At 42.9% G+C, this 26,830-nt stretch carries 30 protein-coding genes and 1 tRNA gene; 20 read left to right on the forward strand and 11 right to left on the reverse strand.

Going from position 1 to position 26,830, the window contains the following annotated elements; translation table 11 throughout:
* Positions 1–209 precede the first annotated feature (209 nt).
* Together mnmG and NIES1031_RS09225 are read left to right on the forward strand one after the other, a co-directional pair.
* A complete protein-coding gene (mnmG, locus tag NIES1031_RS09220; RefSeq protein WP_073549117.1) occupies positions 210–2,138 on the forward strand; it encodes a tRNA uridine-5-carboxymethylaminomethyl(34) synthesis enzyme MnmG in 1,929 nt (642 codons plus the stop codon).
* Positions 2,139–2,260: 122 nt separating this feature from the next.
* A complete protein-coding gene (locus tag NIES1031_RS09225) occupies positions 2,261–2,833 on the forward strand; it encodes a TIGR04376 family protein (protein WP_218596725.1) in 573 nt (190 codons plus the stop codon).
* Between the two features lie 280 nt (positions 2,834–3,113).
* Here NIES1031_RS09225 and NIES1031_RS09230 read toward each other — a convergent pair.
* Positions 3,114–3,186 (reverse strand) — tRNA-His (locus NIES1031_RS09230).
* 58 nt (positions 3,187–3,244) lie between these two features.
* On the opposite strand from NIES1031_RS09230, the gene NIES1031_RS09235 reads away from it, so the two are divergent.
* Complete coding sequence (locus NIES1031_RS09235) at positions 3,245–3,625, forward strand: DUF4359 domain-containing protein (protein ID WP_073549174.1); 381 nt, start codon at positions 3,245–3,247, stop codon at positions 3,623–3,625.
* A gap of 2 nt (positions 3,626–3,627) precedes the next feature.
* Here the strand turns inward: NIES1031_RS09235 and NIES1031_RS09240 are convergent, their stop codons facing one another.
* On the reverse strand, positions 3,628–4,062 hold the full coding sequence (locus tag NIES1031_RS09240; RefSeq protein WP_073549119.1) for a VOC family protein: 435 nt from the start codon (positions 4,060–4,062) through the stop codon (positions 3,628–3,630).
* 29 nt (positions 4,063–4,091) lie between these two features.
* Entirely contained in the window at positions 4,092–4,601 is a 510-nt protein-coding gene (locus NIES1031_RS09245; protein ID WP_015188469.1) for a TIGR02652 family protein, read from the reverse strand.
* A gap of 209 nt (positions 4,602–4,810) precedes the next feature.
* Here NIES1031_RS09245 and NIES1031_RS09250 point away from each other — a divergent pair, with 209 nt between their 5' ends.
* Positions 4,811–5,335, forward strand: a complete 525-nt coding sequence (locus NIES1031_RS09250) for a gamma carbonic anhydrase family protein (protein WP_073549120.1) — start codon at positions 4,811–4,813, stop codon at positions 5,333–5,335.
* Between the two features lie 184 nt (positions 5,336–5,519).
* The gene (locus NIES1031_RS09255) at positions 5,520–5,639 is read left to right on the forward strand and encodes a photosystem II protein Y (RefSeq protein WP_196797575.1); all 120 of its coding nucleotides are present in this window, start codon (positions 5,520–5,522) and stop codon (positions 5,637–5,639) included.
* Positions 5,640–5,927: 288 nt separating this feature from the next.
* Here NIES1031_RS09255 and NIES1031_RS09260 read toward each other — a convergent pair whose 3' ends face one another.
* From NIES1031_RS09260 to rpmI, 4 genes are all read right to left on the reverse strand, one after another.
* Positions 5,928–6,455, reverse strand: a complete 528-nt coding sequence (locus NIES1031_RS09260) for a tetratricopeptide repeat protein (protein ID WP_073549121.1) — start codon at positions 6,453–6,455, stop codon at positions 5,928–5,930.
* Between the two features lie 80 nt (positions 6,456–6,535).
* Entirely contained in the window at positions 6,536–7,342 is an 807-nt protein-coding gene (locus tag NIES1031_RS09265; RefSeq protein ID WP_178378093.1) for a transporter substrate-binding domain-containing protein, read from the reverse strand.
* 49 nt (positions 7,343–7,391) lie between these two features.
* Positions 7,392–7,745: a 50S ribosomal protein L20 gene (rplT, locus tag NIES1031_RS09270; RefSeq protein WP_073549122.1), complete on the reverse strand. Its 354-nt coding sequence runs from the start codon at positions 7,743–7,745 to the stop codon at positions 7,392–7,394.
* A 21-nt stretch (positions 7,746–7,766) separates the two neighbouring features.
* A complete protein-coding gene (gene rpmI / locus NIES1031_RS09275; protein WP_073549123.1) occupies positions 7,767–7,964 on the reverse strand; it encodes a 50S ribosomal protein L35 in 198 nt (65 codons plus the stop codon).
* Positions 7,965–8,139: 175 nt separating this feature from the next.
* Between rpmI and NIES1031_RS24830 the strand changes: the two genes are divergently transcribed.
* The gene (locus NIES1031_RS24830) at positions 8,140–8,280 is read left to right on the forward strand and encodes a hypothetical protein (protein ID WP_218596713.1); all 141 of its coding nucleotides are present in this window, start codon (positions 8,140–8,142) and stop codon (positions 8,278–8,280) included.
* Positions 8,281–8,295: 15 nt separating this feature from the next.
* Positions 8,296–8,892: an SDR family NAD(P)-dependent oxidoreductase gene (locus NIES1031_RS09280; RefSeq protein ID WP_218596714.1), complete on the forward strand. Its 597-nt coding sequence runs from the start codon at positions 8,296–8,298 to the stop codon at positions 8,890–8,892.
* Positions 8,893–9,262: 370 nt separating this feature from the next.
* Here the strand turns inward: NIES1031_RS09280 and NIES1031_RS09285 are convergent, their stop codons facing one another.
* A complete protein-coding gene (locus NIES1031_RS09285; RefSeq protein WP_073549124.1) occupies positions 9,263–9,703 on the reverse strand; it encodes a hypothetical protein in 441 nt (146 codons plus the stop codon).
* A 352-nt stretch (positions 9,704–10,055) separates the two neighbouring features.
* Between NIES1031_RS09285 and NIES1031_RS09290 the strand changes: the two genes are divergently transcribed.
* From NIES1031_RS09290 to NIES1031_RS09315, 6 genes are all read left to right on the forward strand, one after another.
* The gene (locus tag NIES1031_RS09290; RefSeq protein ID WP_073549125.1) at positions 10,056–11,165 is read left to right on the forward strand and encodes an S-(hydroxymethyl)glutathione dehydrogenase/class III alcohol dehydrogenase; all 1,110 of its coding nucleotides are present in this window, start codon (positions 10,056–10,058) and stop codon (positions 11,163–11,165) included.
* A 335-nt stretch (positions 11,166–11,500) separates the two neighbouring features.
* The gene (locus NIES1031_RS09295) at positions 11,501–11,806 is read left to right on the forward strand and encodes an RNA recognition motif domain-containing protein (protein ID WP_073549126.1); all 306 of its coding nucleotides are present in this window, start codon (positions 11,501–11,503) and stop codon (positions 11,804–11,806) included.
* Between the two features lie 82 nt (positions 11,807–11,888).
* On the forward strand, positions 11,889–12,080 hold the full coding sequence (gene rpsU / locus NIES1031_RS09300; protein WP_015188459.1) for a 30S ribosomal protein S21: 192 nt from the start codon (positions 11,889–11,891) through the stop codon (positions 12,078–12,080).
* 72 nt (positions 12,081–12,152) lie between these two features.
* Complete coding sequence (gene fghA, locus NIES1031_RS09305) at positions 12,153–12,998, forward strand: S-formylglutathione hydrolase (protein ID WP_073549127.1); 846 nt, start codon at positions 12,153–12,155, stop codon at positions 12,996–12,998.
* Between the two features lie 29 nt (positions 12,999–13,027).
* Positions 13,028–14,083 (forward strand): glutathione S-transferase family protein, encoded by a 1,056-nt coding sequence (locus NIES1031_RS09310; RefSeq protein ID WP_073549128.1) that lies wholly within the window; start codon positions 13,028–13,030, stop codon positions 14,081–14,083.
* Between the two features lie 497 nt (positions 14,084–14,580).
* On the forward strand, positions 14,581–15,729 hold the full coding sequence (locus NIES1031_RS09315; protein WP_073549129.1) for an alanine--glyoxylate aminotransferase family protein: 1,149 nt from the start codon (positions 14,581–14,583) through the stop codon (positions 15,727–15,729).
* Positions 15,730–15,805: 76 nt separating this feature from the next.
* Here NIES1031_RS09315 and NIES1031_RS25980 read toward each other — a convergent pair whose 3' ends face one another.
* On the reverse strand, positions 15,806–15,931 hold the full coding sequence (locus NIES1031_RS25980; protein ID WP_269085998.1) for a hypothetical protein: 126 nt from the start codon (positions 15,929–15,931) through the stop codon (positions 15,806–15,808).
* A gap of 336 nt (positions 15,932–16,267) precedes the next feature.
* Between NIES1031_RS25980 and NIES1031_RS25560 the strand changes: the two genes are divergently transcribed.
* Both NIES1031_RS25560 and NIES1031_RS25565 read left to right on the forward strand, forming a co-directional pair.
* Positions 16,268–16,459 (forward strand): hypothetical protein, encoded by a 192-nt coding sequence (locus tag NIES1031_RS25560; RefSeq protein WP_236738771.1) that lies wholly within the window; start codon positions 16,268–16,270, stop codon positions 16,457–16,459.
* On the forward strand, positions 16,425–16,697 hold the full coding sequence (locus NIES1031_RS25565; protein ID WP_236738772.1) for a transposase: 273 nt from the start codon (positions 16,425–16,427) through the stop codon (positions 16,695–16,697). Before NIES1031_RS25560 ends, NIES1031_RS25565 begins: the two co-directional genes overlap by 35 nt.
* Positions 16,698–16,838: 141 nt before the next feature.
* Here NIES1031_RS25565 and NIES1031_RS09325 read toward each other — a convergent pair whose 3' ends face one another.
* On the reverse strand, positions 16,839–18,074 hold the full coding sequence (locus NIES1031_RS09325; RefSeq protein ID WP_073549130.1) for an LL-diaminopimelate aminotransferase: 1,236 nt from the start codon (positions 18,072–18,074) through the stop codon (positions 16,839–16,841).
* 86 nt (positions 18,075–18,160) lie between these two features.
* Here NIES1031_RS09325 and NIES1031_RS09330 point away from each other — a divergent pair, with 86 nt between their 5' ends.
* Positions 18,161–19,147 carry a glycosyltransferase gene (locus NIES1031_RS09330; RefSeq protein WP_073549131.1) on the forward strand — a complete coding sequence of 329 codons (987 nt, stop codon included), beginning with the start codon at positions 18,161–18,163 and terminating at the stop codon, positions 19,145–19,147.
* Positions 19,148–19,181: 34 nt separating this feature from the next.
* Here the strand turns inward: NIES1031_RS09330 and NIES1031_RS09335 are convergent, their stop codons facing one another.
* Positions 19,182–20,234, reverse strand: coding sequence for a saccharopine dehydrogenase family protein (locus NIES1031_RS09335; RefSeq protein ID WP_073549132.1), 1,053 nt, complete (start codon positions 20,232–20,234; stop codon positions 19,182–19,184).
* A gap of 230 nt (positions 20,235–20,464) precedes the next feature.
* On the opposite strand from NIES1031_RS09335, the gene NIES1031_RS09340 reads away from it, so the two are divergent.
* The 4 genes from NIES1031_RS09340 (at position 20,465) to NIES1031_RS09355 (ending at position 26,816) form a co-directional block, all read left to right on the forward strand.
* Complete coding sequence (locus NIES1031_RS09340; RefSeq protein WP_218596716.1) at positions 20,465–22,273, forward strand: ABC transporter ATP-binding protein; 1,809 nt, start codon at positions 20,465–20,467, stop codon at positions 22,271–22,273.
* Positions 22,274–22,360: 87 nt separating this feature from the next.
* Entirely contained in the window at positions 22,361–22,786 is a 426-nt protein-coding gene (gene ccmS, locus NIES1031_RS09345) for a beta-carboxysome assembly chaperone CcmS (RefSeq protein WP_073549134.1), read from the forward strand.
* 21 nt (positions 22,787–22,807) lie between these two features.
* Entirely contained in the window at positions 22,808–23,146 is a 339-nt protein-coding gene (locus tag NIES1031_RS09350) for a DUF4870 domain-containing protein (protein WP_073549135.1), read from the forward strand.
* A gap of 166 nt (positions 23,147–23,312) precedes the next feature.
* Positions 23,313–26,816: a PAS domain S-box protein gene (locus NIES1031_RS09355; RefSeq protein WP_073549136.1), complete on the forward strand. Its 3,504-nt coding sequence runs from the start codon at positions 23,313–23,315 to the stop codon at positions 26,814–26,816.
* Positions 26,817–26,830: the final 14 nt, after the last annotated feature.

Here is a 26,830-nt window from a genome sequence, read left to right on the forward strand (position 1 = left end):
AAGAAAAAGAATTAAGAGCCGTCCTTCTCAATCACGCTTTTTGTGAAATAGTATCACGAGCTTCTGTAATCTGTAATTGTTGCAAAATGAGAATCATCCGCCTTGGCAATCAGCTTGAAAAACTCCAATCTCCGACCTCTGACTCCTTCTTTGGTATAACAATTAGAATTAAAATACTGAGTCGTTGCTGCTGCTTGAAGCCATAGCTTATGCGATCGCCCACGAATGTAGAATTTATCGACGCGTTTGATGTCATCGTTGTCGGAGCAGGTCATGCTGGTTGTGAAGCTGCTCTTGCTACCGCACGCTTGGGCTGTCGGACGCTACTCCTGACGCTCAACTTGGATAAAATTGCTTGGCAACCGTGTAATCCTGCGGTCGGAGGTCCAGCAAAATCGCAGTTGACGCACGAAGTTGATGCCTTGGGTGGGGAAATCGGCAAAATGGCAGACCGTACCTACCTACAAAAGCGGATACTTAACTCGTCGAGAGGTCCTGCGGTGTGGGCATTACGCGCGCAAACGGATAAGCGGGAATACGCAGCCGTTATGAAAGGAATTGTCGAGAACCAAGAAAACTTGACAATTCGCGAAGCGATGGTCACAGATTTGGTATTGGGCGCAAACGATGAAGTTATTGGTGTCGAAACTTACTTCGGCGTCGGATTCAAATCTCCTACAGTGATTTTAACGACGGGGACATTTCTCGGTGGTCGCATTTGGGTTGGTAATAAATCAATGCCCGCCGGACGCGCCGGAGAATTTGCCGCGGAAGGATTGACAGAAACACTCAATCAGCTAGGGTTTGAAACTGGACGATTAAAAACAGGAACGCCAGCACGAGTTGACAAGCGATCGCTTGATTACACCCAACTAGAACCCCAACCAGGCGACTCGGAGATACGTTGGTTCAGCTTTGACCCAAATGTGTGGGTAGAACGCGAGCAAATGCCTTGTTATCTAACGCGTACGACCGCTGCAACACATCAGTTGATTCGCGATAATCTTCATTTATCTCCAGTCTACGGCGGCTGGATCGATGCTAAAGGACCGCGCTACTGTCCCAGTATTGAAGATAAAATTGTCCGTTTTGCTGATAAAGAAAGTCATCAGATATTTATTGAACCCGAAGGGCGTGATATTCCTGAACTTTATATTCAGGGGTTTTCGACAGGTTTACCCGAAGCGCTGCAACTTCAGATGCTACGCACGCTTCCAGGACTGGAAAACTGCGTGATGCTACGTCCAGCGTATGCAGTGGAATACGACTACTTGCCTGCGACGCAATGTTACCCAACACTGATGACAAAAAAAATTGCAGGGTTATTCTGTGCGGGGCAAATCAACGGCACAACAGGTTATGAAGAAGCCGCAGCCCAAGGAATTGTCGCTGGGATCAATGCGGCGCGTTATGTACGGCATCAAGAAATGATTGTCTTTGCCCGCGAACAAAGTTATATCGGGACGTTAGTAGACGATTTGTGTACCAAAGACCTCCGCGAACCTTATCGAATGCTGACTAGCCGTTCTGAGTATCGGTTGTTACTGCGCTCCGATAATGCCGATCAGCGGTTAACACCATTAGGGCGCGAGATTGGGTTGATTGATGACCGCAGGTGGGAACTGTTTACCCGCAAACAAGCAAACATTGCAGCGGAAAAAGAACGACTCTACACCACACGCGTGAAAGAACACGAACCCGTAGGACAAGCGATCGCATCTTCTACAAAACAAGCAATCAAAGGCTCGATTACACTTGCTGACTTACTGCGACGTCCTGGCTTTCATTACGAAGATCTCGAACATCATGGTTTAGGTAACTCGGATCTTGATGTTGTGGAAAAAGAAGGTGCTGAAATTGAAATTAAATATTCAGGCTATCTACAACGCCAGCAAAACCAGATCGACCAAATTTCACGACAAGCACACCGTCTACTACCATCAGATCTAAATTATGCTGTGATCGAAACCTTATCGAAAGAAGCACGCGAGAAGCTTGCCAAAGTCAAACCGCTAACAATCGGTCAAGCAGCGCGGATTGGTGGTGTAAACCCTGCAGATGTCAATGCGTTGCTCGTCTATCTAGAAATACGTTCTCGTAGTGGAGCGATCGCACAACCTTCCGTTTTAGTATCGTAGGGGAAAAGGGTGAGAAACGAGGAGCGAGTGTATCTAGTAGCTTGTAATGAGTGAAAAAGTTATATGTAATTCTCCCCCGACCTCTGACCCCTGACCTCTGACCCCTCATCAATGGAGTTCTCATAGTGGGCTTATTCGACGATTTCAACCGCTTTTTAGAAAACCGCTTAGAAGAATTTTTGCGCAACAACCCGCATTTGGAGTTTGAAGCGCTTTTAGAACAACTACGCGAACAAGAAGAAGATACTTTAAAGTTAATTGCGGATTTGCAATTACAAGAGAAACGCGCACAAGATGAAATTCTAGCAACTGCGCAAGAAATCCAGCGCTGGCACGTTCGTGTAGAAAAAGCAAAAGCTGCAAATCGACTCGATCTTGCGCAACCAGCACAAGAGCGCGAAGCCGCACTATTACGCGAAGGTAATCAGCGTTGGGGTCACATGCAGGGTTTAAAAGAACGCATCACCCAAGCAAAAGAATTACTCCGCCAAATTCAACAACGACGTCAAGAAGTTCAAACTAAAGCCACAGAAGCACAAACGAACCGTGCTAACTATCAAACGCAGCAACTTTGGGAAACAGACGGTTGGAATCGTCGGGCACGATCGCAGGGTGCAGACGATCTCGAAGCAACGTTTCAACGATGGGAAACCCAAGAGGAGCTAGACCAGTTAAAGCGGAATATGGGAAGATAATTTGGTGTCCATGACACGATTAAACTACAGTATAGCTCTCGTTGCTAACAGGTAATTGAGATTTTTACCATGTCCTATATTCCTCACTCCAAATATATAGCGGATGATTCAATTATTTGCTTAACTTGAGGCTCAGCGAATCGAGCGCCAAGAATTTTATACAGCAACAAGCAACAAAGAGCTATAAAATTATTTATTACCAATTTTTCTAAATCTATTAGAATCTCAGGAACATAACCTTAGCCTAAGAGACAAAGGCTTTAGCTTGTATATTTAACAGGGCGAACGATGGGACTCGAACCCACGAATGGAGGAACCACAATCCTCTGCCTTAACCACTTGGCTACGCTCGCCATTGCATTATTGATTATACCACTTTTTATTTGTAGCTTGGTTGCTCAAACAAAAAATATGAAAAATTTGCCTATTATTACCTACGTCGGAGTTGCAGCCCTCGCAGGGATAGGAATCACCATGGCTGTGACTAACCCAAGCTTGCCAGCCTACGAAGCTTATGCAGTACAGCGGCTGACAGAATATCTCAAAAGTGACGTTTGTCCGCAAGTACCAGAGGTTTTTGGTGATTTCTTACAGCGCAATTGCTCTAAAATTGTTGATTCGAGCCAAGCACAGATGCGGTTGATTATTACCCAAGCAACACAGCAGCAAAATTTTATTTTATTTAGTATTTACCGGACAAATCTATCGGTGAATCCTTTACTGCCGTCTTATCAATTTGAAACTGTGGGAGTTTTCCATAATTTTTACACTTATAGCGCCGAACGTCAGTAAACTTAGCCGAGAACGCGAATGAATTCTAATGGTAATCCATCCGCATCGGCAATAAAGGCGACTTCGTAACAGCGATCGCCAATTTGTTGTTGAGTCGGTTCGAGAAGTACTTTCAAAGCTTGGTATTGTTCGGGTTGCGACTGCTGGGCTTGGGCAAAGCGCTGTTGTAACGCAGTTAACCAACTGGGGAGATCGCTAGTGACAGTACTTAGATCAAACGATAAGTGATAGTACCCGACATAATGCTCGTCGTTGAAAGCATCTGGTGCGGGGCGGGGTTGGGGAATTTGAATCAGTTCAATTCTGCCGTTGAGTCCTTCCATCCAGCAAGCTAAGGTATAGCCTGTGGTAAAGCGATCACACACGGTAAACCCTAAAAGTTCGTAAAAGGCAATCGCGCGATGAATATCAGCAGTGCGAATTGAAGCGTGATGCATGGAAGTAACGCAGGTGTCTCACCCGCGTGCTATTCAAACAATCGGAAATAAGGATAGCGTACAGGGACACCAGGCTCTTTCTCTAAGTCAAAATTGATCACTTCCCAACATGGTTCCTCTTGAGGATCGGGGCTAAATTCTACGGGTAAACCGTAGAGTCTTGGTTTAGAAGCTTCTGATTGTCCTCGCCAGGGTGTACTTCGCTCTAAATAGCCACTAATGAGTTCTTGATAGCGACGGGCTATGATCACGCGAGTTGCGCGATATCCTTGCGTGTACAGGCGATCGAGCGCCTCGTGAATTTCAAAGCGAATGCCATCAGGATGGGTGTGCTGTCGATACCACTCGCTATTCCAACGTCGCCAGTGACGCCCTGATTGGAGGTGAATAAGTTCGCCCGTTTTGGGATCAGCTTCAAACGCGCCGTGACGCGGACACAAATACGTATCAGTCAAAGTCAGTGCCGGAATCGTCTGGCGACAGTGAGGACACTGAATTTCGGGACCAAAAATTGGGTATTGTAAGCCTGGGTTAATCATGTAGAGCAAAGCAGCATAAGTCTCTGTACACCAGCGCCAGTAGTTTTATTTTGACATTGCTCTAAAAAGCTGTCATACTTTTTTGCTTGCATTGTCTTTCTATCAGTTTTTACATCATGATATGCTCATAAAACAACCAAGTTTTGATTCTTTTATCCACGTTCGCGGATAAATTTTGGTTGAACTGTGAGAATAATATCTATTCTACTGTGTCTGTTATATCCTACTGGAGCGATCCTGACCTTTCTACGGCGGCTTTTGTTGCTGCCAATGCTACCGTTGTCGGTAAAGTGACACTTGGCGCTGGGGTAAGCGTTTGGTATAACGCTGTCATTCGCGGTGATGTTGAGCGGATTGAAATTGGCGAGTATACAAATATTCAGGATGGCGCGATTCTGCATGGCGATCCTGGCAAGCCCACGATTTTAGAAGATTACGTAACTGTAGGACATCGAGCAGTTGTGCATTCAGCGTATATTGAACGCGGTAGCTTGATCGGAATAGGCGCAGTCATCTTGGATGGAGTTAGGGTGGGCGCAGGGAGTATTATTGGTGCTGGTGCTGTTGTGACTAAAGATGTTCCGCCGCGATCGCTCGTTGTTGGAGTTCCTGGCAAATGCATTCGTGAAGTTTCTGAAACTGAAGCCGCCGATTTAATCGCTCACGCTCATCACTACCAAAAGTTAGCGCTCGTTCATGCAGGTAAAGGCACTGATTTAGGATTCTTGCCGTAGAAAGTGTTTTTTATGCATAAAAATGCTTTATGCACAATGCGTTTACAACAATCTTTACACAAAGAACTTACTCGCTAAGATAACAGTGCGGGGATCTAGAAATTTTACCAATTTCGGCTAACAATAAAAGATGAGAAAATTTAAAAATCTTTAATTTCTACTTTCAAGAGGTAAAGATATGGACATCGATATGCGTGTTGCTTTTGTGTTACTTCCTGTAATTGCCGCAGCCAGTTGGGCAGTCTTCAATATTGCGCCTGCTGCTATCAAGCAAATTCAAGCTTTTTTGAACAAAGAAGCTTAGGTAACTGGGGATAAAGACAAGGGAAGCGTAGAAAGATGGTTTGTTGATGATTCTACTTTTGTTAACCAATCGTTTCTCGCTCCCTCCCTCATAAATCTGATAGGTTCTGTTCAAAGTTTTTTTTAGCTCCCTAAATCCTCCAAATTTGGGAGACTTTGAACGGCTCAGTTCCCCTACCAACTGGGGATAGAGTGTCATGAAGGGGTGGCATCGCACTGATGTAGGCTAAGGGCGGTTCACCAGAGGCTGAGTTAGATTCCACACTTGTCGTAGATACCGTAGCTTCGATTATGAAGTGACTAATCTCCTGCGTAGCTTTTCCGATCTGCGCTTAGCTGTGGAATTGTTAGGTTCAAATTCTAGCGCTTGCTCATAGGTTTGTAGTGCTTGAGCCGTTAAACTTTTGCGTTCGTAAGCATGACCTAAATTGTTGAGTGCGGTAATGTATTGAGGTTGATGTTTGATAGCTTCTTTGTAGTTACGAATTGCTAAATCATACTGCTCTTGAGCAAAGTAAGCATAACCTAACCCGTTATATATGGGAGCAATATTGTCTTCTGCTTCTTGTTCGGCTGCTTTGAGTGCTTTTTGAAACAGCGAGATTGCTTGAGCGTAAACTTTCTTGTCTAAATAAATGCTTGCCAACTCATAATATTCTTGCGTTGTTCCCTTTTCCTTATTGAGCTTTTTTTGGAGCCGCGAGAGCGCATTTTCAATTTTGCGGGTTTTAAAGATCTGACGGAAAATCGTGAAGCCAGCTGCTGACAATAACACGAGTAAGATAGCCAGATAAACAATAGCTAAAGTGTTATCCATTGTCTGTAAATACAGATATTAAACGTTTTTGTTCTGTCTTTATTATTAGAGAGAAGGTGACTAGGAGCTAGTGGTAAACACTAAGAGTTCCTACTTTTACTTTGTTCTTTGATTTTCTGATTAATTGGTAATCCCCAATAGCTGGCGCGTTGTTGTAACCACCCTTGAGCGAAGTAACGCGCAATCGCAGCGTTTACCTGTTGTCGCAAAGCATTATATTGCAAGCCTTTGGGCATTGCGATCGCCAGTGGTTCTGTAGAGAGTAGTGTTGGTAAAAGACGATATTGTGGATAATCTTGTATCCAGCCGCTCAAAACACTAGCATCAGCGGCGAATGCATCGGCGGTATTAGCTTCTAAAAGTGAGTGGGCTTGTCTATAAGAGTCAACACCGACTAATTGTGCAGAAGGCATTAAATAACGAATCGTAGGAATCGTACTTGAACCGTTTAAAACGAGTATTTTGCGACTCGCAAAATCACTCAGGTTCTGTACAGACGGAACTTTTGTCACGATCGCTGTTCCATCAAAATAATAAGGAAGACTAAAATCCACCAACCGCGCACGCGATTGTGTCACTGTTATATTGGCGATCGCAAAATCGACTTTATTGTCTATCACTGCTGTTAAGCGATCGCGGTTGGCAACAGGTTGAAATCGAACCGCATTAGCATTTCCTAGCAAGTCTTGAGCTATACGCTGTGCTATATCAATTTCTAGCCCTTGGAGGTTTCCTTGGACATCGCGATAACTGAGTGGACGTAAATTGTCTTTCACCGCAACGAGAAAATAGCCGCGTTGTTGAATTTCTGGTAAATTAGCAGCATGGGTAGCGATTGCAAATGGAATTTCCCAGCGTGCAATCGCTGTGCCTGCCCTAATGTTCATGCTAACCGTCAGAAACGAACAAATAAGAATCAGCAGCTGATATTTTACTTTATCCTTGCGATTGTGCCATCTCTGCGACTTTGGCGAAACTGGCTGGATCGAGTATTGCCATTTGTGCCAACATTTTACGATTGAGTTGAACATTGGCTTTCTTCAGGTTTCCAATCAGTTGGCTATAGCTCATATCGTGCTGTCTAGCCGCAGCATTGATGCGGGTAATCCACAACCGACGGAAATCGCGCTTGCGTTTTTTGCGATCGCGATAGGCGCTTCGCAGTGCCTTCATCACTTGCTGATTTGCGGTGCGAAATAGAGTAGAGTGCGAACCGCGAAAACCTTTCGCTAGTTTGAGAATTTTCTTACGGCGCTTGCGCGCGACATTACCACGTTTGACGCGTGTCATAGTTTTTTCCTAAAAGTTAAATTACAAGTATGGCAACATGAAACGAACGTTTTGCTCGTCACGTTCGTTAACGACTTCCATTTGAGAGAGGCGACGCTTTCTGGCAGAAGATTTGTGCTGTAGTAAGTGGTTTTTGAACGCTTTGCGGCGAACAATTTTTCCGCTACCAGTTGCACGAAACCTTTTTGCCGCTGCTTTTCTAGTTTTAAGTTTTGGCATGAGTTTTTATTAATTCGACACAATCTATCATTATACCATGTCTTTACCTGTCCTGCATTAGTATGACTTGCTAGCGTCCGCGATTTGTCGCGGGAAAGACGCAAACCTACTGTTACTTTTTCAGGATGGTGGGAATTTGTACACAATCTGTGTTAACCATCCTGGGAGTGCATTGATGAATTCGTTAACTCGACCTTTAGCTGTTGTAACTGGTGCTTCTAATGGCATTGCTTATGAGCTTGCAAAGCAGTTTGCTCAAAACGGCTTCGATCTTTTCCTCACAGCTACAGGAGAAAGTATCAATGAAGCAGCTTAGCCTTTGAAAAGCTAGGTGCTAAGGTCAAGACAGTTCAAAGCTGATTTTGCTACTTGTGATGGTGTTGAGGCGCTTTACAGCCAAATTAAGGCAACAGAACCTGTGGAAGCGATCGCAATTAACACAGATGTTGGTGGCGATTTCGCCCGCGAGACTAACTTGCAAGACGAACTTAATTTAATCAACCTCAATGTTGTATCGTCCGTTCATCTTGCTAAGCGAGTAGTAAAAGATATGGTGGAGCGTGGCAAAGGAAGAATTTTGTTTACCTCATCAATCGCAGCGCTGATGCCTGAACCTTTTGAGGCAGTTTATGCGGCATCTAAAGCGTTTGTGCATTCGTTTACTGAGGGATTGCGCAACGAGCTAAAAGACACAGGCGTTACTGTAACTTCCCTCATGCCTGAACCAACTGATACTAACTTCTTCCATCGCGCTGGTATGGATGACACTAGAGCAGGTGCGAGCAAAAAGGACGATCCGGCTGAGATTGCTAAGCAAGGGTTTGAGGCACTAATGGCGGGTAAGGATTCTATTATCGCTGGTGCAGTGATGACCAAGATTCAAGGCAATGTCAGTAAAGTCTTACCGGATAATATCGCGGCTGAGTAGCACCGCCAGCTAACTAAGCCTGGCTCAGCATGATTGTTATTACTCAGTAGATCGGTTGCAAATCCCCCATAAGTGGGGGACTTAAACTTCAGAATCCCCCAGAATTGGGAGCAGGGGCGTAAGGGATCTATGTAGGAAGTCTAACAAACCTTGTGTATGAATTGCAGATACCCTTTGAAACTCAGAGTTAGGCAAAATTGACTAAAGAGCGGAAAACCTCCGCCCAGAACCTATTATGTAATTTCACGCACTTAAAAATACTGAAGTTTCCGTATTTATACGCAGAAAGCTTTATTTGTCTAGCAGTGAATTTATCAAGCTTAAAGTACTGAATTAAGAGGCCGCCTTGAATCAAATAATCACAAATTATTTAATCGCTGAAAGCTTCTTTGATACTATCGATAGTACGTTCAACAGCATTTTTAGTGTTATCTACTGCTTTTTGAGTGCGAGCCGCGTCTTCTTCTGCTCTTTTCTCAATACGAGCCGCGTCTTTTTTTGCTCTGCGTTCAACGAAATTACCATCACCGTCGGTTGCTTCTTCTACACGCTTAGCATTTTTCTTTGCTGTTTCTTCAACGCGATCTGCGGTATCTCGAATGAAGCCCTTAGCACGTCCAGCATCTTCTTGTACTTTTTCTTGTGCTTGATCTCCTAGATCGGCTGCGATTAAGGTTGCATGAGGAGCCGCGATCGCATCAGTATTTAAGAAAGCACCCTGCCAAACAAAGGTGATCGCAGCGAGAAATAGCAAGGTTGCTATTGTGCGTCCTACTGCAGCAAGCTGTTTTGTGAAGTAACTTAGTTTCATAGAATACAATTCCATTAAATTTGGCATCCTAGTTTTACTTCATTTGGCTCGTCGCCTAAATCGCGCTCTAGATAGAGGTTTTCCTATAATAGGTTGTTATGCAAGTTCACTCTTTTGATAGACCAAGAGAATTGCAAATAACAAGTTTATAACTTGCGCAATCTTAGTGGTTTAATCAGAACCAAGACTTAGGGGGCTTCCCCCAAACCCCCTCCAAAAAAGCGGCTACTCATGAAGCATTGATTGTTCTGGGTAGCTGCTGCGTAAGTCCTGAAGTTAATAAATGACGGCAAGAAGCATTAATACAAATTGCAGATTTTTTTGAGCAGCAAAACACGGAGAACACTACAACATGGATGTTAAAGCAGCAGTTGCTTTTGAAGCTGATAAACCATTGTCGATTGAAACGGTACAACTTGAAGGACCCAAAGCAGGAGAAGTCTTAGTCGAGATCAAAGCGACTGGAATATGTCATACTGATGCTTTCACGCTTTCTGGCGCCGATCCTGAAGGTTTATTTCCAGCAATTTTAGGGCATGAAGGTGCGGGTGTTGTTGTTGAGGTGGGTGCAGGAGTGACTAGCCTCAAAGGTGGCGATCGCGTTATTCCGCTCTATACTCCAGAGTGCCGCCAGTGCGAATATTGTCTCAGTCGCAAAACAAATCTTTGTCAAGCTATCCGCCCAACGCAAGGGCGTGGTGTGATGCCAGATGGGACAAGCCGCTTTTCGCTTGATGGCACGATGCTCCACCACTACATGGGAACCTCCACTTTTGCTAATTATACAATTTTGCCAGAAATTGCGGTAGCTAAAATTCGCGAAGATGCTCCCTTTGATAAAGTGTGTTACATCGGTTGCGGGGTGACGACTGGTATTGGAGCGGTGATTTATACTGCCAAAGTTGAGCCAGGGGCAAAAGTCATCGTTTTTGGACTAGGGGGCATTGGTTTGAATGTCATTCAAGGTGCTCGCATGGTGGGAGCCGAAATGATTGTCGGCGTGGATATTAATCCGAGTAAGCGAGCCTTAGCTGAAAAATTCGGGATGACGCACTTTGTTAATCCGAAAGAAGTTGAAGGTGATTTGGTACCCTATCTAGTTGATCTCACAAAGGGTGGTGCTGATTATACTTTTGAATGCATTGGCAACGTGAATGTCATGCGTCAAGCATTAGAGTGCTGTCACAAAGGCTGGGGCGTCAGTGTGATTATTGGTGTCGCTGCTGCTGGTCAAGAAATTTGTACTCGTCCTTTTCAATTAGTGACGGGACGTGTTTGGAAAGGTTCGGCATTTGGCGGCGCTAGAGGGCGCACCGATGTCCCCAAAATAGTTGATTGGTATATGGAAGGCAAAATCAACATTGATGACTTGATTACGCACACTATGCCATTAGAACGGATTAATGACGCGTTTGATTTAATGCATAAAGGCGAATCGATCCGCAGTGTGGTAACATTTTAGTTAAAAGCTAAAAAATTTAGGAGGACTAATTAATATTCCTCCTAAGTTGTTAAATTTTTTAATGTTGGCAAGCTAGTAAAGGATAGTAGGTGTACTAGCAATACGCCTTTACTGCTAGTATTTAGTCCAAAGTCATTTGCAAGACGCATGAACGTCAATCCTGGAAAAAGTTAACTTGAATTAACGTTACCGTTTGCTATTCTTGACTAACACAACCTTGCGACTTGTGTTAAAGTGTCAATTACAGATTACATTCGGTTGTGCAGTTTGTTGTTTTCACATCACAGACCTCTCTCCGAATCTAATTCTCTACATCTTTGATTCTGGAGACTTTTATGTCGATTTATGTCGGTAATCTATCTTACCAGGTAGAGCAAGAAGACCTCAAGCAAGTATTTCTTGAATATGGAGACGTTAAGAGCGTACAACTACCTACAGACCGCGAGACAGGGCGCGTAAGAGGTTTTGCTTTTGTTGAAATGGGGACAGAAGCCGAAGAAGCTGCGGCAATTGAAGCACTCGATGGTGCTGAGTGGATGGGGCGCAATCTTAAAGTAAATAAAGCTAAACCCAGAGAAGATAGATCTTCTGGTGGTGGAAGGCGAGGCAACGGTGGTGGCGGATACTCGCGCCGCTACTAGGGTTCGCGACCAACAAATTTTACTCTAAGGTCTTAGGGGCAGACAAAGAGTCTGCCTTTTTTATTATCTATTGGAAAAGAGAATGACCCAAATAATTCTAGGTGAAAACGAAGGCATTGACTCAGCCTTGCGTCGTTTTAAACGACAAGTATCTAAAGCAGGGATTTTCCCAGATATGCGGAAAAACCGTCACTTTGAAACACCAATTGAAAAACGCAAGCGCAAAGAACTTACCAAGCACAAGCAACGCAAGCAAGGAAAGCGTCGTTATTGAAGTCGGTGGAAAAGAAAGCGCGATCGCCGCTTAGTCTAAAATCAGATCGACGCTTATCTCAACCTGTTTGACATGGCTGCATCGCTCAAACTAACAAGTGAATATCGCTGTTTTGATGGTACTGTCGGCTTTTATTGCCATCAGTCGGAAACTTGCAACATTGAAATGCGTTTTGCTGTATACCAACCGCCGCAAGCAAAGTCGGAACGAGTTCCAGTATTGTATTTTCTTTCAGGGTTAACTTGCACCGAAGAAAACTTTATCGTCAAAGCAGGGGCGCAGCGTTACGCAGCTGAATATGGATTAATGTTAGTTGTCCCTGATACTAGCCCCAGGAATACAGGAATTGCAGGCGAAGATGAGGAATGGGACATTGGGACAGGTGCAGGTTTTTATGTTGATGCGACAGAAGTCCCGTGGCGATCTCACTATCAAATGTACAGCTACATCGTGCGCGAATTACCTGCACTAATTGCCGAGAATTTCTCAGTACAACCAGAACAAGGAATTTTCGGTCATTCAATGGGGGGACATGGGGCGCTTGTATGCGCGTTGCGTAACCCCGATCAATACCAGTCTGTTTCTGCGTTTGCGCCAATTGTTGCACCGATGCAGTGTCCTTGGGGTGAAAAAGCTTTTTCGCGTTATTTGGGTACAGATCGCGATAGTTGGCGTACCTATGATGCAACGGAATTAGTACTGAATGCAAATTATCAACGTCCGATACTGATCGATCAAGGTACTGTAGATAAATTTTTAGTCGATCAACTCAAGCTAGAATTATTTGCAAGCGCGTGCGCCAAAGCTAACCAACCGCTAAACTTACGGATGCAACCTGGTTACGACCATAGTTATTACTTTATTGCTACTTTTATAGAAGACCACATTCGTCATCATGCTGCTGCACTGTTGAATTAATTGTTCCTACGTTCGTAGGAGTGAGTGTTATGTCCTCTACACAAGACGAAAATAAGAAGGCGATCGCCACCAAGCGCGGTAAATTACCATCGAAGTGGATTGTTTGGTTAGGCAAGTTTGTTTGGACAAATCTTTGGCATATGATGATGTCAAAGCTAGCGCCACGCGATCGCTCAGGTGCTTACATTCGTCCTAACAGCGAGTTTCGCAACTTTGTAAGTTTAGCACAAGGAAGTTCTTATCCACCAGCAATAGGGCGCTATCAACTTTATGTTGGGATGAGTTGTCCGTGGGCGCATCGGACGCTGGTTGTACGGGCGTTGAAAGGATTGGAAGATGCGATCTCAGTCTCTACCGTGTCTCCTTCACCGCTAGAAGGCGGTTGGATACTTGACAAAGAAGAAAACGGCTGTCGCACCCTAGCGCAAGTGTATCAGCTAGCACAACCTGGATATGCTGGACGTTCTACCGTGCCTGTATTGTGGGATAAAAATACGAAGACGATTGTGAATAACGAGAGTTCTGAAATTATTGCGATGTTGAACTCACAATTCAATCAATTTGCAAAGCATCCCACACGCGATCTTTACCCTGAACAACTGCGCGAAAAAATTGATTGGTGGAATGAGAAAATTTATCATGCAGTTAATAACGGCGTGTACCGTTGTGGTTTTGCACAAACGCAGGAAGCTTATGAACAAGCGTGCAATGAGCTATTTGCTACCCTGAATGAAATTGATACCGCATTAGATTCAAATCGATATCTTTGTGGTGAAAGTGTATCCCTCGCGGATGTGCGTCTATTTACAACATTGTTTCGCTTTGATGTCGTTTACCACGGTTTATTTAAGTGCAACCGTCGCCGAATTCAAGATTATCCCAATCTAGGACCTTACTTGCGCGACTTGTATCAGTTACCAGGCGTGGCTGAAACGTGTGATATAGAAGCAGTCAAGCAAGACTACTACGGTAATTTATTTCCCCTCAATCCTGGTGGCATTATTCCTTGTGGTCCTGAAGTGAGTCTTTTAGAACCACATAGTCGCAAAAAAGTTGGTCACACAAAGATGATAGGTAATTGGTAACTGGTAATTAAACCTCCTGCATGAATGCTTGACGAATAAATTCGCAGCCAAACAAAAGACAATCTGGCATCGCTGAATCAATGTATGAATCGTTAAGCAACCGCACTTGTATAAGTTTCCTAAATCCCCTACAAGTGAGGGACTTTGAAAAATTTGATTCCCCCAGAATTGAGATAAGGGAACAAATCATACTCCTATTCAGCTTCAGCAACATCAGACAATCTACCAATGTGAACTTATTGATAAAAGTCTTGCTTCAGTGTAAGAAAGTACACTTTGCTTAAATACCCCCTGACTTCAGTCAGAGGCGTTTGTGATTCATACAAGAAATCTGTTGGTATTTTTAACTTTATAAATAAGTATTGTCTAGTTCACTAACCACTAACTACTGACACTAAGATGGGTTGAATTACAGATTGTATAACGTTTTGCTTCCTGCTCAGTTTAGACTTTTATTTATTGATTAAATTAATTGCAGTATAGGCTGATACCAAATAATGACACAAACGATTTCAATCAACGACAAGCAGCGTCTGCAACTTGCCCCCTTAGAGATGCCGAATCGCCTGCTATTAGGACCAGGACCATCAAACGCGCATCCTGATGTGTTGCAAGCGATGAATAAAAAGCCTGTAGGACATCTCGATCCCACCTTTTTGGCGCTGATGGATGAAATTCAGTCGCTACTACGTTATGTGTGGCAAACAGAAAATCCCTTGACGATCGCGATCAGTGGAACGGGAACTGCGGCGATGGAAGCCACAATTGCAAATTCAGTAGAACCTGGTGATGTCGTTTTAATCGGTGTCAGTGGTTATTTTGGCAATCGTTTGGTCGATATGGCAGGGCGCTATGGTGCAGATGTCCGCACAATAACCAAACCTTGGGGACAAGTTTTCTCCTTAGAAGAATTGCGAACTGCTGTAGAAACGTATCGCCCAGCAATTTTAGCACTCGTTCATGCCGAAACATCTACAGGTGCAAGGCAACCTTTAGAAGGCGTTGGCGAGTTGTGTCGCGAGTTCAACTGTTTATTACTCGTAGATACTGTCACAAGTCTTGGTGGCGTACCAATTTTTTTAGATGCTTGGGGTGTTGACCTCGCGTATAGTTGTAGCCAGAAAGGTTTAGGATGTCCGCCAGGGGCTTCGCCTTTTACAATGAGTGCAAGGGCAATGGAGAAGTTGCAGCAGCGTCAGAATAAGGTAGCAAACTGGTATCTCGATATGACCTTGTTGAGTAAGTATTGGGGTCAAGAACGCTTTTATCACCACACTGCGCCGATTAATTTATACTACGCCTTGCGGGAGGCTTTGCGTTTAGTTGCCGAAGAAGGATTAGCAAACTGTTGGCAACGCCATCAAAAAAATGTTGAGTACCTCTGGGAAGGATTAGAAGATCTAGGACTAAAGCTACACGTCGAACGCGAGTTTCGATTACCCACTCTTACGACTGTGTGTATTCCCGAAGGTGTTGATGGTAAGGCAGTGGCTCGACAGTTATTAAATGAGTACAATATTGAGATTGGCGGTGGTTTGGGTGAATTAGCTGGTAAAGTTTGGCGTGTAGGATTGATGGGCATTAATAGCCGCAAAGAAAGCGTCGACCAACTTTTAGGGGCTTTACGGCAAGTTTTGCCAAATTAAGATTCACAGGTTGAATACAGGCGTAAAAGCATCTTCGCCTGTATCTCATTTTATCTATCAATTCCAAACTGCAAGCTTATTGAGAGAAAAAACCAACCAGCAAAAGAGGTATGAAAATTAATGCAGACACAATAACAAGGAGAGTCCCTGCATCAACATCAATTTCATTAGCTTCATCCTCATTTCTCTTTGGTATGGGCATCGCGCACCTCCTAAGAGTAAGTATATTAACTTAGGGTAAAGGATACTTGCACATTTCTTAAACCCTAAATAGGTAGAGAATTGTGAAGGTAAGGTGCGATCGCCACAAATCAGCTTAATCTCCTTGGAAATTGATTTGCAGTTAGTATTTTACAATGCTTGGGCAATCTGAATCTATAAAGATTTAGCTAGTCATTGCATGAAATACGATCCTGAAAAACACCATCGCCGATCGATTCGCCTCAAAGGATACGATTACTCTTCAGCAGGTGCCTATTTCATTACAATCTGTACACATCAACGAAGATGTTTGTTTGGAGTAATTAGAAACGGGGTCATGGAGTTAAATGCGTATGGACAAATTGTAGCAGAATGTTGGCAACAAATCCCGCAACATTTTCCCAGGGTTCAATTAGATGCATTTGTGGTAATGCCCAATCACGTTCATGGAATTTTGATGATAACCAATAACGGTAGGGACATGGCAATATCCGATGACGGTAGCATTGCCATGTCCCTACCAGGGTAAATTCGGCAAACCAATTCCAGGATCATTACCCACCATCGTTGGTTCATTCAAATCTGCCGCCACCAAACGCATCAACATTATCCGTAATGCCCCCAAAACCCCTGTTTGGCAACACAATTATTACGAACGCATTATTCGCGATAAATCATCTGTGCCAAAGGTACGTCATTATATCCAAATGAACCCCATCGCCTGGGATGTCGATCAATCGCATCCACACAATTGCTGTAAAGAGTAAGCGCGATCGCCGTGCTTATGGTGAAATACAAACAGATTTGTGTACAAAACGAAATTGAGCTTCTACAGGCCAATAAAAAATAAGAATTAGTCAATAGGGTAGACTAATCTACCCTAATTGTCATTTAAAAACCGAGAAATCTTAGACTTTAAACTTCTCAGTAATCCGCTTCATAGCTTCTTCGACATTCTCGCGACTATTGAATGCAGAAATACGGAAATACCCTTCACCTGCTGCACCAAAACCCGAACCAGGAGTTCCGACTACATTGCAAGTATGCAGCAATTTATCAAAGAAATCCCAACTTGAAAGATTATTCGGTGTTTGTAACCAAACATAAGGCGCATTTACACCACCATACACGGCGATTCCAGCGGCGGTGAGTTGTTCGCGGATAATTTTAGCATTTTCGAGATAAAAGCTTACCAAGGCTTTAATTTGCGCTTGTCCTGCATCAGAATATACCGCTTCCGCACCGCGTTGCACGATATAAGAAACCCCATTGAACTTTGTCGATTGACGGCGGTTCCACAGTTTCCACAATTCTACATCCGAACCATCCGCAGCTTTGGCGGTGAGTGTTCTGGGAACAACTGTTAATGCACAACGAGTTCCTGTAAAACCTGCATTTTTAGAAAAAGAACGAAATTCGATCGCACAATCTCGCGCCCCGTCAATTTCATAAATCGAATGCGGTAATTCTGGATCGGTGATATAAGCTTCGTAGGCGGCATCAAAGAAGATAATTGAGTTATGCGCCTTGGCGTAGTCTACCCAGGATTTGAGGTGTTCTTTCGTCGCGGTTGCACCTGTAGGGTTATTGGGGAAGCACAGATAAATTAAATCAACTTTTTGCGTGGGAATTTCAGCAGTAAAGTTATTGTCTGCGGTAATTGGCAGATAGACTAAACCTGCATATTCGCCTTTATCATTAATTTCACCCGTATGCCCTGCCATAACATTGGTATCTACGTACACAGGATAAACGGGATCGGTGACAGCGATCGCATTATCATCACCAAAAATATCGAGAATATTGCCTGTATCGCACTTAGAACCGTCCGAGATAAAAATTTCTGAAGCATCGATGTCACATCCGCGTGCTTGAAAGTCATGCTTAGCAATTTTTTCCCTTAACCAAGCATAACCTTGTTCCGGACCGTAGCCTTTAAACGTCGCGCGATCGCCCATTTCTTCCACCGCTTTGATCATTGCATTACGACACGCTTGTGGTAATGGTTCAGTAACATCTCCAATCCCCAATCGAATAATATTAGCTTCTGGATTCGCGTCAGCAAAAGCATTCACCCGTCGGGCAATTTCTGGAAATAGGTAGCCTGCTTTAAGTTTGAGATAGTTATCGTTAATCGTTGCCATGTAGAATCGCCTTGAATACCGTAGAATAGCTTACTGCCAATTATCATAGAGGGGCGAGAGGTGAGAGGTGAGAGGTGAGGAAGGATATGAGAAAGCTTTATTTTTTGGTTCCAGGGACAGGTGATAAATTTGCGTGTGGTGGACTTTGGGCAGAGTTAAAAACCTTGCACTTGGTAAAGCAGGTGTGTCATGCAGAAGTTGTCACATACCGCCAAAAGGAAAAAGATACGCTGTTTCTCGATGATTTATTACAAAAAAACTTAGATGATGTGATTTTTGTGATTAGTTGGGGATTTGATGTTCCAAAACTTGCGCGTAAACTAGCAGCTTATAACGTTGTTTATCATGCTCATAGTACAGGTTACGGATTCAACTTACCTGCAAGTATTCCAATTATTACTGTTAGTCGTAACACGATGGGGTATTGGGGACAATATGCACCGAATTCGTTAATTTACTATTTACCCAATCAAATATCTGATGAATTTCAGAATTTACACCTCGAACGCGATATTGATGTCTTAGTTCAAGCAAGAAAATCTTCGTATTATCTCTTACAACAATTAATTCCCGCTTTAAAAAAACAATGTAATGTTGTTGTTGTTGATTCTTATGTAGAAGATTTAGCAAGACTGTTCAATTGTGCTAAGGTTTATCTTTACGACTCGGCTGAATATTGGGCAACACAAGGTGTTAGCGAAGGATTTGGACTGCAACCAATGGAAGCTATGGCGTGTGGTTGTCAAGTTTTCTCTAGTATCAATGGTGGGCTTTCTGATTACTTAGATCCAGGTTTCAACTGCTATAAGATTGCTGGTTATGCGCAAGATTATGATATTAAAAGGATTTTAAAAGTAATAGGAACATCAGCAGCAGTTACACTACCTGAATCATTTTTTGCAGAATATCGAACTGAAAATATTCTAAAACGCTTGCAAACTATTTTAGAGGATATCAATGAGTTTTTTAATTGTAAAAAACACTTATCTAGTAATATTCAGGACTTAACAACTACACGTATAGTACAACTAAGAATCCAGCGAGTATTAAATAAGCTAAAAAATAAGTTTTGATTGTTGAGTTAATTACCAATTACCAATTACCAAGTTAATTTAAATCTTCACGCACAACTCCCTCAAAATCTAAAATGAAGTCTGCACCATAAACTAGCGATGGTGTTTGAAATCCAGGGTAAAATTGTCCTGCAAGAACTCTCGAAACAACTTCTACGGCTGTCATTGTTGTTAACGTGTAACCTTCAGGACATTGCAGACGTGATGTTGCAGTTTTACCAGCGTCGTCTGTAACTTCTCCCCACAGTATACTTGCTCCTTGAGTGCGTTCTATTTCACTAGGTCCTGGTAACTGATTTTGAATCAAACGTTTTTGTAGGTTTTGCACGGGTGGTAGGCTTAGTAATCCACCGAGATAGCGCGTTGCAACCATTCCGATGCGCACCGGGGTGGGAAAGGCGGCGTAAACTTCAATGTTAGGAATACCTGTACTGTAAAAAGCAGTAGATACATCTCCCCAGGGAATTGTTACAGCGGTAACTACGCCTTTACCAAAATCAATTGTTCGCGTGTTCCAGGCTGCGGGAACAGAAGTGAGAACTCCATTACGACGTACTAAACCACCTTTACCTTGGGCTTCGACCATTGTTGTTGCTGTTCCGCGTGAAATTTTGCCTAGTGCTTGAAATGCAAGGGTGAGTTGTGTTGCGTTGGGAAGTCGAGTTTTGAGATGCGCAGCGAGACAATCAGAAGGAACAACATCAAAACCGACACCAGGAAGTAGCATAACCTCTGCGGCTTGGGCTGGGAAAGTTTGAGAGGCGATCGCTTCAAATACAGCAACTTCTCCGGTAATATCTAGATAATGCGTCTTTGTGCGTAAACATCCGGCAACGAGAGGTTTTGCTGTTTGCGAAAAAGGACCTGCACAGTTTAAAACAACTGGTACATCAGCTAACGCTTCGTCAACAGCGGCGGTATCTTCTAGGGTGAATGTACGATACTCTAAGCCTAATTCGGTCGCTAATGGTGCTATTTTTTGAGGATTACGCCCTGCAAGAATTGGCGTTAGCGCTTTTTGTACTGCTAATCGCGTGATGAGTTCTCCAGTGTAGCCGTTAGCACCGTACAGCAAGAATGAGGACATTTGTGCAAAAAAGATGCTCTTTTAAAGTAAAGGCATGACAATTTTGGGGGTGTTTGATGCGAATGGCAATCAACCGTTAGCATGATTTTTTAGTGTTCTTCTCAATTGGCTTTGGTAAGAAGAAATAAACCGCATAGTTAAAAGAGCAGCAAAGCCGAGTTAATCAGGCAATACGTAATAATTTAAGAATAAATTATCAAATTAATCTGTGTACTAGCAAGGTGGGTTTAGTGTCGAAACAAAAGTACAGTAAAAGAAATCATCGTCCCTATCCTCTCTATCGCTTACTCGAATACACTCGTCAATATCGCGGTCAAATTTGGTTGGCATCGCTGTATTCAGTGTTAAATAAAGTATTTGATTTAGCACCACCTGCTTTAATTGGTATTGCCGTTGATGTTGTTGTCAATCAGCAAGATTCAATCATTGCTCGTTGGGGTGTACAAGATGTTTATGCACAATTTATTGTTCTTTCCATTCTAACTGTTATTCTTTGGATTTTTGAGTCGCTTTTTGAATATGCTCATTCCCGACAATGGCGAAATTTAGCTCAAACAATTCAACACGATTTACGTTTAGATACTTATCAACATTTACAAGAATTAGAATTAGCTTATTTTGAAGAACGCAGTACAGGCGGTTTGATGTCAATCTTGAGTGATGATATCAACCAGTTAGAACGCTTTTTAGATATTGGTGCGAATGATTTAATTCAAGTTACAACAACGGTAGTTGTGATTGCGGGTGCTTTCTTTATTATGGCCCCAAGTGTAGCTTGGATGGCAATGCTTCCTATGCCATTTATTCTTTGGGGTTCGGTGGCATTTCAACGATTGTTAGCGCCGCGTTATGCAGATGTGCGTGAGAAAGTGGGTTTTCTCAATTCGCGTCTTTCAAATAATTTGTCAGGAATGTTGACAATTAAAAGCTTTGTTGCAGAAGACTACGAAGCCCAACGGGTACAAGAAGAAAGTCATGCTTATCGTCAAAGTAATAGAAAGGCAATCGCACTTTCTGCGGCGTTTGTACCACTGATTCGCATGATTATTTTGGCAGGTTTTATCGCATTGTTACTTTATGGTGGTTTGGCAGCGGTGCAAGGGACAATCACTGTTGGAACTTACAGCGTATTGGTATTTTTGATTCAGCGGTTATTATGGCCTTTAACGCGATTAGGCGAGACGTTTGATCAGTATCAACGCGCGATGGCTTCCACAAGTCGCGTGATGAATTTACTCGATACTCCAGTGGCGATTCATACTGGAAATGTATCGCTTCGTGTGGAGAAGGTACGGGGTGAGATTGAATTGCACCATGTTACCTTTGCTTATAATAATGGACACGATCCGGTTATTGAAAACTTATCGTTGTCGGTTCCGGCGGGAAAAACGGTCGCAATTGTCGGTTCTACAGGTTCGGGTAAAAGTACTTTGGTAAAACTCTTATTGCGGTTGTATGAAGTGCAATCGGGGAGTATTACGCTTGATGGTATTGAGTTACGCGATTTGAGATTTGACGATTTGCGTCGCGCAATTGGTTTGGTTAGCCAAGATGTGTTTTTGTTTCACGGCACAGTTGCCGAAAATATTGCCTATGGTAGTTTTGACGCAACACCAGCCGAAATTGTCCATGCTGCTACCATTGCAGAAGCACATGAGTTTATTATGCAACTTCCTCAAGATTACGATACCATCGTTGGCGAACGCGGACAAAAGTTATCGGGAGGACAAAGGCAAAGAATTGCGATCGCCCGCGCGGTTCTGAAAAATCCTCCAATTTTGATTTTGGATGAAGCAACTTCCGCAGTTGATAATGAAACTGAAGCTGCCATTCAACGATCACTTGAGAAAATTACGATGAATCGTACAACGATTGCGATCGCGCATCGGCTATCTACTGTGCGTAATGCGGATTGCATCTACGTTATGGAATACGGCAAACTAGTTGAGAAAGGTACTCACGAACAACTCGTTGCCCAACAAGGAATCTATGCGAGCCTTTGGCGGGTACAATCAGGTTTAACCGTTGCTAGTGGTTAGTTGCTAGTCACTAATCACTTATCACTTGTATCATCAATAATTAACCAGATTTGCTCTTATTACCAGTCTTTAAATTTTGAATTGCTTATGTTTTTTGGTAGCCCTCGACCTCATTCTCAAGAAAACACTTGGCGACGTCAACTAGATCAATTTGCCAAGGTCAATCAGCAAGAACTCGCAGCTTTGTCTTGGGGATTATGGCTAGAAAATGGCGATAGTCAAGGAACGTTAGGAATTAATTTAAAGCCACAACCGCATTTTGTCTATTGTCCAAAGTCAGCAATTGAAACTTTAAATGATAATGTAGAAAATCAAATTCAAGAAATTCTAGGTATTGTTGATAATCATCAACCTGAAAAAGAAGTTTTAATTATTGGCATCGGTAGCGAACAACTTAAGCTAATACATTATGAACCAGAGCCTGCACCACCTATTTGTTACGCCCAATTAGCAACTGATGTTAATACTTTATTAGAGCGACTGGAGCAAGATTTATCTAAACAAATATCCTAAAACTGAGCGCCTTAAAATATTATGAATGACACCGATAAAAGAAAACTTCTTTCTGGATTAAGTCACGCTGCTTTGATGCTTAACGCTGTTGTCATTCCAGTTCTTGTCCCGATTGTAATTTTGCTAGCAACTCATGACTCAATTGTGCGCGGCAATGCTAAAGAAGCCATCAACTTTACGATTAATATAATTATTTGTGGTGTTATTAGCTCAATACTTATCTTAGTAGAAGGTATTGGTGTTTTCTTGCTCTTTTTCCTTGCTATTATCAGCTTTATTATGCCATTGATTGCTACTATTTATGCAGTGAAAAATGTAAATAAGCCGTATCGCTATCCTTTAATATGGCATTTTCTATAGTTGCAAATAGTCTGTTTATATAAGTGAAGCTAATAAAATCATAGGTCGCAAACTTATTGAAGTTGTCAGGCTTTGAAAAAACAAATCGGAAAATACCTAAAAAAGAAATAATGATTTAAGATCGCTATACTAAGTATCCATTGACTCTAAAGGACAATTCGGCAGAATGCAGCCTGTCCCATCAACACAGCAAAATCAAGCAAGCGAACAGGAAAGTTCTGTAGCTGTAGATACAGCAGTTTTCTTTGAACTTTCTCTAGATTCACTGTGTGTCATTAGCAAGGATGGGATTTTTAAACAGGTAAATCCAGCTTTTAATAAGACATTGGGGTATGCAAATGGGGAACTGCTAGAGCAAAAATTTATAGAATTGGTTCATCCTGAAGATCGTGCTGTGACAAAGGCGGCGATCGCTCAAATTCAAACAAGCGATCAACGTACACGTTACTTTGAGAATCGCTACCTTTGTCGTGACAGTTCATACAAAAAGTTAGGATGGACTGTTTGTTTTGAGGCAGAACCAGGATTATTTTATGCGATCGCCCGCGAACTTACTTTGATAAAGTCCATTAAAGATACGACACTCTATCGCACTCTAGCACGCAATCTCCCCAAAGCAGCTGTCTTCTTATTTGACGATAATTTACGTTACGAGCTATGCGAGGGTCAAGAAATAGCCAGCATGGGCTTTAATCAAGAAACATTGGAAGGTAAAACGATTTGGGATGTATTACCGCCAAAAACTTGTGCAGAAATTGAGCCGTTGTATCGTGCAACGCTTGCAGGACAAGAATTCATTACCGAAATGGTTTTTTGCAGTCATGTTTACGCTGTGCAAATCGTACCTGTGCGTAATGAACAGCAGGAAATTGTCGCAGGAATGATGCTTCTCGAAAATATTGATGAACGCAAGCAAACCGAAGAAGCGTTAGATCAAAGTGAGGAAACAGTACAACAACAACTTAAAGAAATTGAAGCAATTTACACCTCTGCGCCGGTTGGACTTTGCTTTTTAGATACAAATCTATGCTATGTACGTGTCAACGATCGCCTAGCAGAAATTAATGGTATTCCAGCAGCAGAACATATCGGTAAATCTGTTGAGGAACTTTTACCCGAAATAGGTGAAGTGCAAGCAAAGTTGTTTGCGCAAGTACTTCAAACGGGAGTACCGATTTTAGATGCTGAAGTACGTGGTACTACCCCAGCGCAGCCAGGAATTGAGCGCGATTGGCTAGTGAGTTACTACCCACTACGCGATATTAACGATCGCATTCTAGGGATCAATATTGTTGTTCAGGAAATTACGCAACGCAAGCAACAAGCAGCTGCACTCGCAGAACGCGAAACACAGCTAACAACAATTTTGTCGAATACTCCTGATGTGATTTGCCGCTACAGCAACGACTTTCGCTATCTTTATATTAGTCCAGCTGCTGAACGAATTACGGGTATTCCTACGCACCAATTTATCGGCAAAACCAATGCTGAAATCGGGATGCCAGAAATGTATACTCAGAATTGGAAAAATGTGATCACCGAAGTTTTGAAGACAAGCAAGCAACAAATATTAGAATTTAACTTTCCTCTTGCTTCTAAAACATGGTACTTTTACTCGATATTCATTCCAGAGTTTGCACCAGACGGTTCAGTTGAATCGGTACTTGTTGTCAGTCGCGATATTACCGAACGCCGTCAAGCTGAAGAATCTTTAGCGAAAAGTCAAGATTGGTTGCAACTGTCACAACAAGCAGGGCAAATTGGTGTTTTTGTTTGGGACACTGTAAATGGAGATATTGTTTGGACACAACAGCTAGAAATTCTCTATGGGTTAACTCCTGGTAGTTTTGGCGGTACCTACGAACACTGGCGACAACAGGTTCACCCAGAAGATATTGTACAGATTGAGCAAAGTTGGCAAAAGAAAATGCAAACTCGCGACGAAGAGTGGCAAGGCGATTTTCGGATTTTTCACGCCCAAACGGGGGAAATCCGCTGGATTGCGGCGAAAAGTCGCTTTTTCTACAACAGTCTTGGTCAACTAATCCGCATGATTGGCGTGAATCTGGATATCAGCGATCGCAAACATACAGAAGTTGCACTCCGCGAAAGCGAACTAAATTATCGGATGCTGGCAGATACAATGCCACAATTATTTTGGACAACACTCCCTGATGGCTACCATGAATACTACAACCAACGCTGGTACGATTACACAGGTTTGACGTTGGAAGAAACGAAAGGTGCTGGCTGGAATCATGTCTTGCATCCTGACGATCAACAACGCAGTTGGGAAGTTTGGCATAAGTCTTTGCAAACAGGGAAAAATTACGAAATTGAATATCGCTTGCGCCGCTTTGATGGCGAATACCGCTGGTTTTTGGGTAGGGCGTTTCCTTTACACGATGACACGGGACAAATTATTCGCTGGTTTGGTTCGTGTACTGATATCCACGATCAAAAAATTGCTTTAGAAGAACGTGATCGCGCCGTCGAACGCGAACGTACAGCAAGATCGCAAGCCGAAGCCGCGAATCGCATTAAAGATGAATTTCTAGCGGTACTCTCACACGAATTGCGATCGCCTCTCAATCCGATTTTGGGTTGGGCAAAACTTCTTCTCACTCGTCAATTTGATGAAAATACAACGCGCAAGGCTTTACAAACAATCGAGCGCAACGCCCAATTACAAACACGCCTCATTGAAGATTTACTAGATATCTCGCGCATTTTACGCGGTAAGCTGAGTTTAAATATTACGCAAGTCAACTTAGTGACAATTGCCGAAGCCGCCCTGGAAACGGTACGACTCACAGCGGAGGAAAAAGCGATTCACTTACAACTGATTATTGAAGATTCCGCGCGTTATTCTGAATTTCAGATCGCTGGAGATGCAGCACGGTTACAGCAAATTGTGTGGAATCTGCTCACGAATGCAGTCAAGTTTACTCCTCATGGCGGGCACGTAGAGGTCAAGTTGGAAAAATTAGCATCTTCTTCTGTGCAAATTCAAGTTAGCGACACTGGTAAAGGAATTGCACCAGAATTTCTTCCTCACGTGTTTGATTACTTCCGCCAAGCTGATAGTAGTATTACGCGAAAATTTGGTGGATTAGGATTAGGACTTGCCATTGTCCGTCATTTAGTCGAATTACACGGCGGTACAGTGAAAGCTGATAGTCAAGGCGAAAGTAAAGGCGCAACGTTTAGCGTTACACTACCACTTCCCGAATCTGAAATTGTTGATGAAAATTCAGGCGATCGCATTCATTACCAGAACTCTGATTTACCACTATTGGGAATACGCGCCTTAATCGTTGATGACGAAGCAGATATGCGCGAGTTACTCGTTGTAACTCTAGAACAATACGGTGCGCAAGTCACTGCTGCTGCATCAGCAAGCGAAGTTTTAGAAAAGTTACCGCAATATCAGCTTCTAATTAGCGATATCGGAATGCCTAATGTTGATGGCTATACATTAATGCGGCAAATTAGAACTTTACCACCGGATCAAGGAGGAGCGATACTCGCGATCACGCTAACAGCTTATGCAGGCGAAACCGATCAACAAGCTGCGATCGCCGCTGGATTCAACCGACATTTAGCAAAACCCGTCGAACCTGCTAAATTGTTAGCAACAATTGTTAATCTTTTAAGCAAAAAATCATAAATCTTGAGTTAATA

This window comes from Chroogloeocystis siderophila 5.2 s.c.1 (genome assembly GCF_001904655.1).
GTDB lineage: Bacteria > Cyanobacteriota > Cyanobacteriia > Cyanobacteriales > Chroococcidiopsidaceae > Chroogloeocystis > Chroogloeocystis siderophila.